We start from the raw sequence: 14,472 nt of genomic DNA on the forward strand, positions 1-14,472 counted from the left end.
ACCACAGCCCGCAGGCGTCGAGCGCGAGGCCGACGACCAGGCAACCGGCACCCGCCGGGCTGCCGAAAAGGAAGTGCAGCGGGCACACACACCTAGGAGGGTTCATGGCTCCCGCACTGCTGTTCCCGCTCCAGCCCGCGCATCCCGATGTGGTCGTGCCCTTCGGGGAACTGGTGAGAAGCGGCCTGGCCGGCCGGCTCTGGCTGGGGCAATCGGTGATGGCCGAGTCCCACCAGACGATCGCCTACCTGGCGGGCCGGGGGATCAAGGTGGCGTCCGGGCTGGGGGTGACGCTGATGCCGCTGCGCCATCCGCTGGAGGCGGCGGCCCAGGCGCGCAGCCTGGCGGTGCTCACCGGCAGGCCGGTCGTCGCCGGGTACGGCGCCGCCACCGCGGAGCTGGTCAAGGCGCTGCGCGGCGCGCCCTACGACAGGCCCGCGACGGCCGCGGCCGACTACGCCCGGGCGCTGCGCGCCCTCCTCGACGGCGAGATCCCCCCCACCTCCCGCGAGGCGTACGCCGCCGGCGGCGGCGGGCTGCCCCCGATGAGGCACGCCCCCGTCGAGGTGGGCCTGGGCGTGCTGCGCCCCGGCATGGCACGCAAGGCCGGCGCCGTCGCGGACGTGGCCATCACCTGGATGACGCCGCCCGCCTACGTGCGCGACACGCTGGTGCCCGCCCTGGCCGAGGGCGCGGCGCACCGCGGCGCGCCGCCTCGCGTCGCGGCCGTCGTGCACGTGGCGCTGGCCGACGCCGGCCGCGACCCGCGCAGGCTCGCGGAAGCCGGGGCCGGACACCACCTGCGGGCGCCGCACTACACCGACATGCTCAGGCGGGCCGGGGTGAGCGCCGATCCGGCCGACCCGCGCGCGGGCGCCGCCGCCCTGGTGGAGGCGGGGGTCTACGTGTACGGCACGGCGCAGGAGGTCGCCGAGCGCCTGCGCGGCTACCGCGAGGCGGGCGTCGAGGAGATCGTTCTCAACCCGGCGGGGGTGATGCGGACCGAGGGGTACAAGGCCGCGCTGGCCGACGCCGAGCAGATCCTCGACGCGCTGGCCGACACCGAGAGAGCCGGCATCAAGAGAGCAGACACCGAGAGAGCAGACGCCGATGACTAGCGCGCCGCCCTTCGGCGCCGAGCGCCTGCTCGTGCTCGCCACCGGATCGCTCGGCGCCGCCTTCCTGCCGTACTGGCTCAACTGGCTGCGGCACGGCTACCCGCGGCTGGAGGTCCGGGTGGTGCTGACCCGAAGCGCCGAGCGCTTCGTGACCCGGCAGTCGGTCGCGGCCATCACCGGCAGGGACGTGCCGCTCGACGTCTGGCCGCAGGACCCGGAGCCGGGCTCGCCGCACGTGGAGTACGCGAGCTGGCCCGACACCGTCCTGGTCTACCCGGCGACCTACCACTTTTTGAGCCGGTTCGCCGGCGGCTGCGGCGACACGCCCGCCCTGCTGGCGCTGCAGTGCACGTCGGCGCTGATCGGGATCGCGCCCGCCCTGCCGCCCGGCGCGGCCGGCTCCTACGCCTACCGGCGCAACCTCGCGGCGCTCAAGGACCGGCCCAACGTCGTGGTCGCCGACCCCGTGCCCACGCTGAGCACCCACACCAGGGAGCGCGACGCCCTGGCGGCCGCCCCCCTGTCCGCCCTGATCGAACAGCTGGAGCGACGGCGCGAGCGGGAGGAGCGATGAGCGAGATCGTCGAGTCGTTCGGCACCGGCTTCCTGCACACCACGATCGTCCGGCACGGCGAGGGCGACTACCTGTGGACCCGGCGGCCCGGGCCCGAGCGCCGCGACGCGATGCGCATGCCCGGCGCCGCCGTGCTCGCGGCCGTCCGGGCGCTGCCCGCAGGACCGGTCAGGCTCGCGCTGCCCGAGCGGGGCGACGGTGCCGGCGTGAGCTACCGGACCGATCAGGCCGGCTCGCTGGCGGGCGTCTTCCTGCGGGGCGCGTCGGGCACGGCCCGGATCGCCGACACCCTGGCGCAGACCGGCGCGGCCCTCGCCCGGCTGCACGGCACGCCAGCCCCGCAGGGCGGCCTGCCGGCCCCCGAGGGCCCGCGGCGGCTGCTGTCGTGGCTGCTGGACGGGGACGGGCCCGGCGCCGCGCCGCGGCTGCACCGGCACGCGGCCGACATCCTCGGCCCCGGCCGCAGCGCCGCGGTCGCGGCGTGGTGCGCGCCGGCGCGGCCGCGAGTGCTGCTGCACGGCGCCCCCAGCCTGGGCACCCTGCTGCCCCTGACGGCGGAGCGTGACGGCGCCCTGCTGACCGGGGAGGACCTGAGCGCCGGCGCGCCGGAGTCCGACGTGGGCTGGCTCATCGGGGAACTGGTGGAGTTTCGCGAGCTGGCCGGCCGGTTCGGGCGCGCCACCCTCGACCACGACGCCCTCATCGGCCGCGTGCTGAAGGGGTACGGCGCCCCCCTGGACCTGGCCGCCGTGGGCAGGGCCGCGACGGTGCGCTTCCTGAGCCACGTGCACGACTTCGCCGCGTACGTCAAATGGCACGGCATCCTGCCGGACTACCTCAGGATCGTCGCCGACGTGATCGACGCGGCGCGGGCCGGGAGGTTGATCCGGAGATGAGGCGCCTGACACTGGGCAACGGCCTGCGGGTGGTCGTGGAGGAGGAGCGCTCCGCGCCGGTGGCCGCCGTCGCCGTCCACTACGGCGTCGGCTTCCGGGGCGAGGGCTTTCCCGGCCTCGCCCACCTGTTCGAGCACCTGATGTTCGAGGGGCACTTCCAGCAGGTGGAGGGCATCGGAGGGTTCTGCAACGCCTCGACCCGGCAGGACTACACCGACTTCTACACCGTCGTCCCGGCCGAGGCCCTCGACCGGGTGCTGGCCCTGGAGGCCGCCCGCATGCGCGCCCCGAAGATCACCGAGCGGGCCGTGCGGGCACAGACCTCGGTGGTGCGTGAGGAGATCCTGGGCAAGCTCCGCAAACCGTACGGCGGCTTTCCCTGGCCCAGGCTGTCGCCGGTGCTGTTTCGCGACGCCGCCAACGCCCACGACGGGTACGGCGACCACGAGTCCCTGCGCCGCGTCACCCTCCATGACTGCGAGGCCTTCTTCGAACGCCACTACAGCCCGGCCAACGCCGTGGTCACGGTGTCGGGGGACGTCTCGGCGGAGGCGGTGCTGGAGGTCGTCGCACGCGTCTTCGGGCAGATCCCCGCCAGGCCCGTCCCCGCGCCCGTCTCCTGGTGGGAGCCGCCGGCCGGGCCGCGGCAGGCCTCCTACCTCGACCGGCTCGCGCCGCTGCCGGCCCTCGCCGCCGGCCACCGGGTGCCCGACCCGGCATCCGGCGCCCACGTCGCGCTGTCGGCCCTGGCGGGCCTGCTCACCGGGGGCGGCAGGCCGCGGCTGCGCGAACGCCTGCGCCGCGAGACGGGGCACACCATCACTTTCTCCGCGCGTGTCGGGCTGTTCGACTTCCTCGACGCCCGAGACCCCGACATGTGGGTGCTCACCGCGGTGCACCCGAAAGAGGTGCCCGCCGAGCGGGTGCTGGCCGCCGTGGACGCCGAACTGGAGGCACTGGCCGGCGACGGGCCCCGCGAGCAGGAGCTGCGGCGCTGCCGCAGCTCCTGGCTCACCTCCCATCACCGGTCCATGGACCGCATCGCCAACCGGGTGCGCCTGCTGGGACGCTTCGAGCTGCTGTTCGGCGACGCCTCGCGCGCCGTGCGGCTGCCGGAGATCTACGCCGGGGTGAGCGCCTCGGACGTGGCGGCCGCGGCGCGCGGCCTGCGCCCGGACTCGCGCGCGCTGCTCACCGTCCGCCCGAAGGAGGAATGACGTGGACCGTACGCTCGCCAACGGCCTGCGGGTGCTGGCCCTGCGCCACGGCGTCACCCCCCTGGTCGAGGCGCGCCTGCACCTGCCCCGGCCCTGCCCGGCCCGGGGCGACCTGGCCTCGTCCATGCTGCTGGCGGCCTGCCTGTCGCGGCGCGAGGACGTGGAGTCGGACGTGGAGCTCGACGCGGCGGCCGACGTCCACCAGATGACCGTCACCGCCCACGGCCCCGAGCCGCGGTCGCTGGCGGCGGCGCTGGCGCAGGTGGTGCGGGCGGTGCCCGGCGAGGCCGAGGCGGAGCCGGCGCGCGGGCAGCTGGCCGCCCAGCTGAAGATGGTGCGCGCGCACCCCGACATCACGGTCAGGCACGAGCTGGCGCGGCACCTGTTCGGCACTCACCCGGTGGCCTTCCAGGTGAGCGAGGAGGACGTCGGGCGGTGGCCGGAGCGGCCCTTGGACCCGTCAGGCGCCGTCCTGGTGATCCTGGGCCGGGACGACCCCGAAAGCCTGGCCGACGCCGTCGGCGAGGCGCTCGCCGGCTGGCCGGCACCCCCGCGCCCCGCCCCGCCCCTGCCGCCGCTTCCCCCCGTCGAGGGCGGCCGGCTCGCGCTGCTGCCGCGGCCCGGCGCGCCGCAGTCGCGCGTCCGCCTGCGCGCGCAGGCGGTGACGGTCGAGCACCCGCGCTATCCGGCCCTCTTCCTGGCCCTCAACGTGCTGGGCGGCTACCTGTCCTCCCGGCTGTCAAGGAGCCTGCGCGAGGACAAGGGCTACGTGTACGGCGTCACGACCTTCTTCGACACCCACCCCGGCAGCGCGCTGCTGGCCGTCGAGGCCGACACGGCGGCGGCCACCACCGGCGCCGCGCTCGAGGTGCTGGCCGCCGAGCTGCGCCGGATGCGCACGCACCCTCCCACCGAGCGGGAGATCGACTCCGCCCGGGCCTACGCGCTCGGCTCCATGGCCACCCGCCTGGCCCCGCGTGCGGCCTTCGCCTCCGCCCTCGCCGACATGGCGGCCAAGGGCAGGGACCCGCTGTGGCTGCTCGACTTCCCCCGCCGCCTGGCGGCCGTGTCGTCTCGCGACGTGGTGGCGGCGGCGAAGGACTTCTTCGCGCCCGGGCGCTTCTCCGGCCTGGTCGCCGCCGACCCCGGCACGCTCGCCTCCCCTCTGTCCTTGTGACCGCTGTCCTTGTGGCCGCTGTCCCTGTGACCGGCGGGGCTCCTCGCCGGTCTCCGGCGATGATGAGACATTTCCCCTGTAGTCGCCGCGCGGTCTCCGGGGGAAATGGCAAAGATCATGCAGGTCATCGGGGCTGGTTTCGGCCGTACGGGAACGCTCTCGCTCAAGACGGCTCTGGAGCGGCTGGGGTACGGGCCGTGTCACCACATGAAGGAGGTGATCGAGCGGCCGTTTCCGCGGGTCAACGACAGCGCGGACTTCGACAGGAACGCCCGGGCGAACCTCGCCGCCATGCTGCTGCGGCGAAGCGGTCGGGCCCGCTCCGGGCCGGATGAGAGCTGATCGCCGCTCATCCGCGGCGGCGCCGTGCGCGTTCCCCGGCCGGCGGCCACGTCGCCGCTTTCCGGTCGTCACCCGGTCGGGCGTGTCGGTACGGTGCTCGCGGGCGGTTCCCCCGCACAACTATATACACTCTGTACATATATGTGGTCGCGCCGCGTGCGCGCTTCCCGGGAGGTGGACCGTGACGCACCCCAGCCCGCCCGCCCGACGCGGGCGCGGGCGCCGCCCGGCCGACCAGGTGCGCCGGGAGGTCCTGCGGGCGGCCGGTGAGCTCCTGCTGGCCGAGGGCATGGCCGGTTTCACCGTCGAGAAGGTCGCCGCCCTGGCGGGCGCGAGCCGGGTCACGCTGCACAAGTGGTGGCCCTCCAAGGGGGCGTTGGCCCTGGAGGGCTACTTCGGCGTGGTCGGCCCCGTCCTGGCCTTTCCCGACAGCGGCGACATCGCCGCCGATCTCACCGCACAGCTGAAGGCGTTCGTACGCCTGATGCGCGACACCCGGGCCGGGACCGTCGTGCCGCAGCTCATCGGCCAGGCCCAGACCGATCCCGATCTGGCGGTGGTCTACCGCGAGCACTACTCGGGCCCGCGCCGGGCTCTGGCCGTACAGGCCCTGGAGAGGGCCGGGCGGCGCGGTCAGCTGCGTCCGGGCCTGGATCCCGAGGTGGTCGTCGACCAGCTGTGGGGCGCCTGCTACCACCGGCTTCTCATCCCTGACCAGCCGTTGACCGAGGAGTTCGCCGAGGCCCTGGTCGCCAACCTGCTGGGCGGCATCGCCTCGTCCCCTTTGTCCGCCTCATCCGACGAGGAGGACGGGCGGGGAGATCGGCGCTAGAGATCCGGTCTCGGGTCGGCGCCGGGAGACCCGGTGCGGCGACAGGCCCGTGGCGGGGCGTACCGCTCACCCGGCCCCCCGGTCGAGGGCGCGCCGGATGCTCGCCACGTACTCTCCCAGCTCGCGCGGCCGGGCGCCGTCGAGGAGCTTGCGCATCAGCGCCGAGGCGACCACGACGCCGTCGGCATGACCGGCCAGCTCGGCGGCCTGCGCCGGGCTGGAGACCCCGAAACCGAACAGGACCGGCCGGTCGGTGAGTCCCTTGAGCTCGCGGCCGAGCCGGGCGGCCCGCTCGGGGACCTCGCCGCGCTCGCCGGTGATGCCCATGCGGGTCAGGGCGTAGACGAAGCCCCGGCTGCGCCCGGCGATCTCGCGCAGTCTGGCCCGGGAGGAGGACGGGGCGGCGAGCAGCGCGAGATCCAGGCCCTCGGCCGCCGCGGCGTCCGCCAGCTCCCCGACCTCCTCCAGGGGTGAGTCGGGCACGATCAGCCCGCGCAGCCCGCTCGCGGTGAGCGCCGCGCAGAACTCCCCGGCGCTCTGCTGCACCACCAGATTGCTGTAGGTCATCGCGACGAGCGGCACGTCGACGTCGAGCGTCGCGACCTCCTCGAGGATCCCCCTGACCGTGGTCCCGGCCGCGATCGCCCGGTCGGAGGCCTCCTGGATCGTGACGCCGTCCAGCATGGGGTCGGAGAAGGGGAAGCCCAGCTCGACGGCGTCGGCTCCGGCTCCGGCGTAGGCGTGGACGACGTCCGTCCACCCCGGGGTGACCCCGGCGGTGACGTAGGGCACCAGCAGGGGGCGCCCCGTGCCACGGCGTGCGATCAGGAACTCTTCCAGGGATCCGGTCACAGCAGCTCCTTGATGGAGGCGATGTCCTTGTCTCCCCTGCCGGAGAGGGTCAGCATCACGGTCGACCCCGGCGCGATCTCGCCGGACCTGGCGGCCCGGATCACCCAGGCCACGGCGTGCGAGGACTCCAGCGCGGCCAGGATCCCCTCGGTGCGGGCCAGGCACAGCAGCGCCTTGACGACCTCCTCGTCGTTCACGGTCTCGTAGCGGGCACGCCCCGCGTCGCGCAGATGGGCGTGCTCGGGGCCGATCCCCGGATAGTCGAGGCCGGCCGCGACCGAATGGGCCTCCGTCACCTGGCCGTCCTCGTCCTGGAGGACCAGCGAGCGGAAGCCGTGCAGCACCCCGGCCCTGCCGAAGGTCGCCGCCGCGCCGCCCTCGGCCTCGACCCCGACGAGCCGGGCGGTGGTGCCGACGAAGCCGGCGAACGTGCCCGCGGCGTTGGAGCCGCCGCCGACGCAGGCGACCACGTAGTCGGGCACGCCGACGGGGAGTTCGGCGGCGCACTGGGCGCGGGCCTCCTCGCCGATCACCCGCTGGAACTCGCGCACCATCCACGGATAGGGATGCGGGCCCATCACCGACCCGACGCAGTAGTGGGAGTCGTCCACCGACGACACCCAGTGCCGCATCGCCTCGTTGCAGGCGTCCTTGAGGGTGCGGCTGCCGGTGGTGACCGGTACGACCTCCGCGCCCAGCACGTTCATCCGCAGGACGTTGAGCTCCTGCCGTTCGATGTCGCGCTCGCCCATGAACACGGTCGCCTCCAGGCCCAGGAGCGCGGCGGCGGTGGCCGTGGCGACGCCGTGCTGGCCCGCGCCGGTCTCGGCCAGCAGCCGTTTTCTGCCCATCCGGTGGGCGAGCAGTGCCTGGCCGATCACGTTGTTGATCTTGTGTGAGCCGGTGTGCGCGAGGTCCTCGCGTTTGAGGAGCACGGTGACGCCGAGCTCGCGGGACAGCCGCCAGGCGGGGGTCAGCGGGGTGGGGCGGCCGGCGTAGAGCGTGAGCAGGGTGTCGAGCCTGCCGCGGAAGTCGGGGTCGCTCCAGGCCTCGCGGAAGGCCGCCTCGATCTCGTGGCAGGCCGGGATCAGCGACTCCGGCACGTACCGGCCGCCGTAGGTTCCGAAGCGGCCGGTGGCGCCGGGGTCGCTCATCGCGCGGGCGGCGGCGGGCGCCGCGACGCCCCGCCGACCGGACCGGGACATCTCACCCATGATCGTCCTTCCCTCCTACAGTTATAGAACAGTCTCTTAAGTTCTAGAACTGTAGCCCAAGACTGCCGATCGGCGAACCCCGGGTTCCGAAGGGCCGGCGGTAAACGCGAAAAATCCGGCGAACCCACCTCGAAGTCGTGGAGAATCCCGCCGTTCGGGCCGGCCTCCGGCGTGCTCGCGGGGAGTGGGCCCGGCCGGCGCGGCGAAGACGTGCGGCACCGGCCCGCCACCCGGGGGGTGCCGGGGCCGTCGTGCGGCGAGGTGAAACCGCCCTCGCGGCGGCCCGGCTGCCTGGAACGCCGGTTTCCCGAAGATCAGCGCAATGCGCTCAGGGCACGTTCGACCTTCTCGCCCGGGTAGGGCGTCGCCCGATCGACACCGAACAGGTCCCAGTAGAAGTCGTTCATGGCCGCCGCCACGGGCGCGTACCGGCGGATCACCGCTGCGGCGGCCGGTGGAGCACCGGCGGGTTCCGCGCCGGCGGCGCACGCGCGGATGTAGTCGTCGCGTCGTGCCGGCCCGCCCTCTCGCGGCTCGGCCACTCCGCAGACGTTGGTGACGAGCCAGTTGACCAGCCGCATCAGCGCGTACCCGATGTCGTGGGTCCGGTTGCGCTCCAGGAATTCGATCTCCTGCCCGGACAGGTCGAACCGGCGGGAGGTCGCCAGCCCGAGATCGGCGATGTACAGGCGCTCACCGTCGGTGAGGATGTTGCCGAAGTGGCCGTCGAAGTGCATCAGCTCCTGGCCGTTCATGAAGGCCACGTCGGTGAGCAGGCACGACTCGACCATGGCGCTCGCCGCTATCGCGGCCTCCTGGCCGGCCGCGAGCCGGGCGGCGAGCCAGTCGTCGAGGTTGTGCGGGATGAATTCCTGAAACAGCACGATGCCGGCCGAGGCGCGGGCGAGGGCGTGGAGACGATCCCGTACCGCCGGAGATCCGTCCCAGTACCGCACGACCGCCTCGACGTCGGCGTGCTCGTCACCGGGTGGCGGCGCTCCCGGCAGCACCCGCCAGTGGTACAGCAGCGGAAAGGCCGCGGTGCGCCCGGCCAGGACCCAACTGGTCGTCATGACGTTGGCCGCTAGCTCGCGCCACGCGCCGAAGCCCGGCCCGCCGATCTCGACAAGCCCGTACTGGCAGAACGCGGGCACCCCGAACAGGTTCGCCGTCGACATCACGTTGCCGGCGTGGCGTTCCACATCGGTCAGCGGTACCCGCTTGGTGAAGACCGGTACGCCGGCGACGTCCAGCAGCACCGAGCTGCCGCCGATCCCCGAGCCCATGACCTGCGCCCGCTCCAGCGACGCGGCGAGTTGCCGGTCACTGCGCAGCGCCAGCGCGCTCGCCACCTCGCCGTACCTGCCGACACGCCCGGCCTGGGACATGTCCGGCCGTGCGTCCGGCAGCCTCACCACCCGGCACCTCTCATGATCGAAGCCTCTGGTGAGACGCTACACGGCACCTGCCCGGGGTGCGTGCCCCGTGCCCGCCGGCCGGCGCCGGCGGCCGGCGCGCCGGGCGTGCTCACGCGACGGTGGCGCCCGGGCGCGAGGAGGCGAGGGCCGCGTCGGTGTCGGCGGCCGCCAGGTCGGCGTTGATGTGCGCGCCGGCCAGGGCACCGGCCGCGGCCGCGGCGCCGACCTGCGCGAACAGGTCGGCGGCGTTGCCCGCCACCCACACGCCCGGCACGGAGGTGCTTCCCGCGGGACCGGTGACGAAGCGGCGGCCCATGCCGTGGGGCGGCTCCTCCATCGGCAGGGCCAGGCCGGTGATGCCGTCGGTGCGGGCCCGCATGGTGGTGGCCACCGCGATCACGCGGCGGGGCACGATCCGCCCGTCGGCCAGCCGTACGCCCGTGATGCCGTTCCCGGTGGACTCGACCTCGGCCACCGGGGTGTCCACGACGCGGACGGCGCGGGCGGCGAAACGCGCGCGGGTGTCCTCGTCCAGGCCGGTGCCGTGGGTGAAGTACACCAGGTCGCCGGTCAGCTGCCGAAACAGCAGCGCCTGGTGGACGGAGGCCGGACCCACGGCCAGGATCCCGATGGGTTCGTCGCGCACCTCCCAGCCGTGGCAGTACGGGCAGTGCACCACGCCGCTCCCCCAGTGCCGGGCCAGTCCCGGGACGTCGGGCAGCTGGTCGCGCAGCCCGGTGGCGACCAGCAGCCGTCGCGCGTGCAGGACGCCGCCGCCGGCCAGAGTGACGGTGAAGCGGGGGTCGTTCCCGGCGGAGGGGGCGGCAGGGGCGGCGGCGGTCACCTCGCCGGACAGGATCCGCCCGCCGTAGCGCCTCACGTCCTCGCGGCCGGCGCGCAGCAGCTCCGCCGGCGAGATGCCGTCCAGGCCGAGCAGGCCGTGCACGCCCTCCGCGGGCGCGTTGCGGGGCGTGCCGCCGTCGACCACGGTGACCGAGCGACGGGAGCGGGCGAGCATCAGCGCGCCGTTCAGCCCGGCGGCGCCGCCGCCGATCACCACGGCGTCGACGGTCTCACCAGGCGGCTTGCCGGTTGCGTACTCGGTGGTCATGAGAGGCATGAGCATGGCCTTTCTCGCAGTCCGCAGGACCCCGGGCAGGGCCCCTGTGGCGACGACACTAAGCACGCTTTGCGATTTGCGCATACAATTTTGCCTATGACGCAAGATGATGGTGAGCTCGACAGCCTGGTGCGCAAGCGGATCCGTGCTCTGCGCCTGGCGCAGGGCTGGTCCCTGGACGATCTGGCCGCCCGGGCCAGGCTCAGTCCCTCCACGCTCAGCCGGATCGAGAACGGTCAGCGCCGCCTCGCTCTGGACCAGCTCGTCACGCTCGCTCGCGCCCTGGACACCTCCATCGACCAGCTGGTCGAGACGGCCACCGAGGATGTCGTCAGCAGCCCGGTGCACGACGCGGCCCATCAGCAGATGCGCTGGACGGTGCGCGCGGACCCCGGCGTCACCGTCATCCGCCAGCGCGTGGTGGACCCGCCGCCGGACAACCCCTCGCGCCTGCGCGCCCACCCGGGCCGGGAATGGCTCGTCGTCCTGTCCGGCACCGTGGTCCTGCTGCTGGGCAACCGCCGCTTTCGCGTGGAGACCAACCAGGCCGCGGAGTTTCCCACGATGCTCCCGCACGCCATCGGCGCCGTCGGCGGCCCGGCCGAGGTCCTCGGGATCTTCGACCGCGACGCCCGCCGCGGTCACCAGACCCGCGAGGACACCTCCGAGGCCGGCCGCCCACCGCGGTGATCGGTCCCTCACGGCCGCTCCTCCCCCGCCGGAGGGCCCGCGTCCGGAAACCGGCCCGTCACGCCGCTTGCGCGCCACGCGGCCCGGCAGGTCATCGTCTTGCCTTGTCGGCAAGATTGCACGCCTGCGGCGCATGACGCTTCTAGCGTGGTCGCCATGACATCCACAGCCCCGCACACGGCGCACCACCATCACCACGACGCCCGGTCCGATCACCGGCACGGAGGAGAGCACGACACCGAGGGCGAGATGGCCCAGCTGCTCGACCTGGACGCGGAGGTGCTCGCCGACCACATCGCGTCCATCGTCGCGTGGCTGCCCGTCGCGGCCGCCCCCCGGCGGATCGTGGATCTGGGGTCCGGTACCGGGGCGGGCACCTTCGCGCTGCTGAGGCGCTTCCCCGAGGCCGAGGTGATCGCCGTCGACGCCTCGCCCCACCATCTGCGCCGCCTGCGCGACAAGGCGGCGTCGCAGGGCCTGGCCGGCCGGGTCCACGCCGTGGAGGCCGACCTCGACGGGGCGTGGCCCGAGCTCGGCGCGCCCGAACTGGTCTGGGCGTCGGCCTCGTTGCATCACATGGCCGATCCCGACCGCACCCTGCGCCAGGTGCATGACGCGCTCGCGCCGGGCGGGCTGCTCGCCGTCGTCGAGCTGTCCGGCTTCCCGCGGTTCCTGCCGGAGGACGCCCCCAAGGACCGGCCCGGCCTCGAGGAGCGCTGCCACGCCGCGCTCGCCGATCGGCATGCCGAGCAGATGCCGCACCGCGGCGCCGACTGGGGCCCCCGGCTGGCCGCCGCCGGCTTCACCGTCGAGGGCGAACGCACGATCACCGTGAACCTGGAGCCGCCGCACTCCGAGGCGGTCGGCCGCTACGCGCTGAACGGCCTCCGGCGCATACGCACCGCCGTCGCCCCGTTGCTCCACGCCGAGGACCTCGGCGCTCTCGACCGGTTGCTCGACACCGACGGCCCTCACGGCATCCTGCGCAGGGACGACCTGACGGTGCGCACCGAACGCACCGTGTGGGCGGCGCGACGACAGGAACGGTCCGCTCACCCCGCCGGCCGGCCGGACCGCGCCACCTGATCCTCACCCGCCCCGGTGGGCCTGGACACCCGCCGCCCGCGAGTGCCGCGGCGCGCAGGCCGCCCGGCCGGGAGAGCTATCGGACCGCCAGCCGGTCCAGGTGGTAGTGCACGCTCGCCATGGCCTGGTCGGGATCGCGCACGCCGAGCAGGATGTCGAAGGCCAGGCCCTCGATCATGGCGAGCAGCGCGATCGACTCGCGTTCGGCGTCCAGTTCGGGCCACAGCTCGCCGGCCCGCTGGGCCTGGCCGATCAGTTCGGCGACCCGCTCGTGCAGCCAGTGGTACCCCTCCCGCAGGGGCTCGGCCAGGTGGGGGGCGTCCGCGGCGCGGACGCCGAACGCCTGGACGACGCGGCGTTCGGCCTGGCGGCGGGCGTCCAGCGGCAGCATCTCGGCGGCCATCACCCGCAGGACGGCCCGCGCGGAGACGGTCTCGCCGAGGTCGCCGAGTCCGGCCGTGATCCGTCCGGTGACCCGCTCGCCCGTGTAGTCGATCACATGCCGGAGCAGCTCGTCCTTGCTGCGGAAGTAGTGCTGCACGGCTCCGAGCGAGATGCCCGCCTCGACGGCGACGTCGCGCAGCGTGGCGCGATCCAGCCCGTGGCGGCCCGCGACGCGCAGCACGGCCTCGGCGATGTGCCGGCGCCGTTCGTCGTGATCGACCTGCTTCGGCATGCCCCCCCCTTTTTCCATACGTACGTATTATAATACATCGGTATGGCAACCATAGCGTTCTTCGCCCCCGCCGCCGCCGGACACGTCAACCCCACGCTGGGTCTCGCCGCCGAGCTCGTACGGCGCGGCCACCGGGTCACCTACGCCACCACCGCGGCATACGCCGAGCGCGTCGCCGAGACCGGCGCCGAGGTCGTGCCGGTCACCTCCACCTGGGAGGGACGCGACGACATCGACACGCCGCAGATGCACGGCAAGGAACTCGCCCGCGCCATGGTCCTGCTGCTCGAGGAGACGAGAGCGATGCTCCCGCAGCTGAGCGACGGCCCACACCCCGACCTGGTGATGTACGACGGGCCGCTGTGCTGGTGGGGCCGGATCCTGGCCGGGCGGTGGCGGGTGCCCGCGGTGGAGACCTGGCCCAACCTGGTCGGCAACGAGCACTGGTCGATGGCCACCGAGTACACGAGGTTCAACCCGCTGAGCCCGCGCTTCCTGCTCATGGCCGTCCGGCTGGGCCGCTTCCTGCGGGCGCAGGGGTTCCGCGACATGCAGGCGTTCATGCGGGGCGACGACGCCGCGCTCAGGCTGGTGATGCTGCCACGCGCCTTCCAGTACGCCGGTGAGACCTTCACCGACCGGTACGCCTTCGTCGGCCCGGCCATCGCCGAGCGCTCCTACCAGGGCGACTGGAAACCCTCCGGCGATCTCCCGGTGGCGCTGGTCTCGCTGGGCACCGCCTACAACGACCGGCCCGACTTCTACCGCACCGTGCTGCGCGCGGCGGCGGGCCGGCCCTGGCAGGTCGTGCTGGCCGTGGGCGAGGTGGACCCCGGGACGCTGGGACCGGTGCCGCCCAACGTGGAGGTGCACCGGCACGCGCCGCAGCCGGCCGTGCTGCGCCACGCGCGGGCATTCGTCACGCACGCCGGGATGGGCGGCACGATGGAGAGCCTGCACTTCGGGGTGCCGATGGTGGCGGTGCCGCAGATGGCCGAGCAGCGGGCCAACGCCGACCGCATCGCCGGACTGGGCCTCGGCAGGGTGCTGGCGCCGGGCGAGGTCACCCCCGAGGCGCTGTGGCGGGCCGTGGAGGAGGTGGCCGGAGACGAGCACGTCCGCGAGCGGCTGGCGTGGATGCGGCAGGAGATGGCCGCCGCGGGCGGGGCTCCGGCGGCGGCCGACGCGGTGGAGAAGATCCTCGGCCGCCGCTGACGCGGCCCCGTGAACCACCCCGAAACCGCGCCCCCGAAACCGTGC

At 74.1% G+C, this 14,472-nt stretch carries 14 protein-coding genes and 1 pseudogene; 10 read left to right on the forward strand and 5 right to left on the reverse strand.

Features of this window, described 5'->3' with window-relative positions:
• Positions 1–104 precede the first annotated feature (104 nt).
• The 7 genes and pseudogenes from AB0F88_RS31125 to AB0F88_RS31155 all read left to right on the forward strand — a co-directional run bounded on the left by AB0F88_RS31125 (position 105) and on the right by AB0F88_RS31155 (position 6,156).
• Positions 105–1,118 carry an LLM class flavin-dependent oxidoreductase gene (locus AB0F88_RS31125; RefSeq protein ID WP_362692051.1) on the forward strand — a complete coding sequence of 338 codons (1,014 nt, stop codon included), beginning with the start codon at positions 105–107 and terminating at the stop codon, positions 1,116–1,118.
• On the forward strand, positions 1,111–1,692 hold the full coding sequence (locus AB0F88_RS31130; protein WP_362692054.1) for a flavoprotein: 582 nt from the start codon (positions 1,111–1,113) through the stop codon (positions 1,690–1,692). Before AB0F88_RS31125 ends, AB0F88_RS31130 begins: the two co-directional genes overlap by 8 nt.
• Entirely contained in the window at positions 1,689–2,588 is a 900-nt protein-coding gene (locus tag AB0F88_RS31135; RefSeq protein WP_362692057.1) for a phosphotransferase, read from the forward strand. Before AB0F88_RS31130 ends, AB0F88_RS31135 begins: the two co-directional genes overlap by 4 nt.
• Complete coding sequence (locus tag AB0F88_RS31140; RefSeq protein WP_362692060.1) at positions 2,585–3,805, forward strand: pitrilysin family protein; 1,221 nt, start codon at positions 2,585–2,587, stop codon at positions 3,803–3,805. Before AB0F88_RS31135 ends, AB0F88_RS31140 begins: the two co-directional genes overlap by 4 nt.
• A gap of 1 nt (position 3,806) precedes the next feature.
• On the forward strand, positions 3,807–4,982 hold the full coding sequence (locus AB0F88_RS31145) for an insulinase family protein (RefSeq protein ID WP_362692063.1): 1,176 nt from the start codon (positions 3,807–3,809) through the stop codon (positions 4,980–4,982).
• Between the two features lie 117 nt (positions 4,983–5,099).
• Positions 5,100–5,300 (forward strand): annotated as a pseudogene (locus AB0F88_RS31150) (sulfotransferase); the annotation flags it as partial.
• Positions 5,301–5,505: 205 nt separating this feature from the next.
• Positions 5,506–6,156, forward strand: a complete 651-nt coding sequence (locus AB0F88_RS31155; RefSeq protein WP_362692066.1) for a TetR/AcrR family transcriptional regulator C-terminal ligand-binding domain-containing protein — start codon at positions 5,506–5,508, stop codon at positions 6,154–6,156.
• 66 nt (positions 6,157–6,222) lie between these two features.
• On the opposite strand, the gene trpA is transcribed toward AB0F88_RS31155, so the two are convergent.
• The 4 genes from trpA to AB0F88_RS31175 form a co-directional block, all read right to left on the reverse strand.
• Positions 6,223–7,008 (reverse strand): tryptophan synthase subunit alpha, encoded by a 786-nt coding sequence (gene trpA, locus AB0F88_RS31160; protein ID WP_362692069.1) that lies wholly within the window; start codon positions 7,006–7,008, stop codon positions 6,223–6,225.
• Positions 7,005–8,213 (reverse strand): tryptophan synthase subunit beta, encoded by a 1,209-nt coding sequence (trpB, locus tag AB0F88_RS31165; protein WP_362692072.1) that lies wholly within the window; start codon positions 8,211–8,213, stop codon positions 7,005–7,007. The genes trpA and trpB overlap by 4 nt, the downstream gene beginning before the upstream one ends.
• 323 nt (positions 8,214–8,536) lie before the next feature.
• Entirely contained in the window at positions 8,537–9,637 is a 1,101-nt protein-coding gene (locus AB0F88_RS31170) for a serine/threonine protein phosphatase (RefSeq protein WP_362692075.1), read from the reverse strand.
• Between the two features lie 112 nt (positions 9,638–9,749).
• On the reverse strand, positions 9,750–10,751 hold the full coding sequence (locus tag AB0F88_RS31175; protein ID WP_362692078.1) for an NAD(P)/FAD-dependent oxidoreductase: 1,002 nt from the start codon (positions 10,749–10,751) through the stop codon (positions 9,750–9,752).
• Between the two features lie 105 nt (positions 10,752–10,856).
• Here AB0F88_RS31175 and AB0F88_RS31180 point away from each other — a divergent pair, with 105 nt between their 5' ends.
• On the forward strand, positions 10,857–11,450 hold the full coding sequence (locus AB0F88_RS31180) for an XRE family transcriptional regulator (protein ID WP_362692080.1): 594 nt from the start codon (positions 10,857–10,859) through the stop codon (positions 11,448–11,450).
• 249 nt (positions 11,451–11,699) lie between these two features.
• Complete coding sequence (locus AB0F88_RS31185; protein ID WP_362692689.1) at positions 11,700–12,536, forward strand: class I SAM-dependent methyltransferase; 837 nt, start codon at positions 11,700–11,702, stop codon at positions 12,534–12,536.
• A 76-nt stretch (positions 12,537–12,612) separates the two neighbouring features.
• On the opposite strand, the gene AB0F88_RS31190 is transcribed toward AB0F88_RS31185, so the two are convergent.
• Positions 12,613–13,212, reverse strand: coding sequence for a TetR/AcrR family transcriptional regulator (locus AB0F88_RS31190; RefSeq protein WP_362692083.1), 600 nt, complete (start codon positions 13,210–13,212; stop codon positions 12,613–12,615).
• A 42-nt stretch (positions 13,213–13,254) separates the two neighbouring features.
• On the opposite strand from AB0F88_RS31190, the gene AB0F88_RS31195 reads away from it, so the two are divergent.
• Complete coding sequence (locus AB0F88_RS31195; protein ID WP_362692086.1) at positions 13,255–14,427, forward strand: macrolide family glycosyltransferase; 1,173 nt, start codon at positions 13,255–13,257, stop codon at positions 14,425–14,427.
• The last annotated feature ends 45 nt before the right edge of the window (positions 14,428–14,472 follow it).

This window comes from Streptosporangium sp. NPDC023963 (genome assembly GCF_040639135.1).
Lineage (GTDB): Bacteria > Actinomycetota > Actinomycetes > Streptosporangiales > Streptosporangiaceae > Streptosporangium.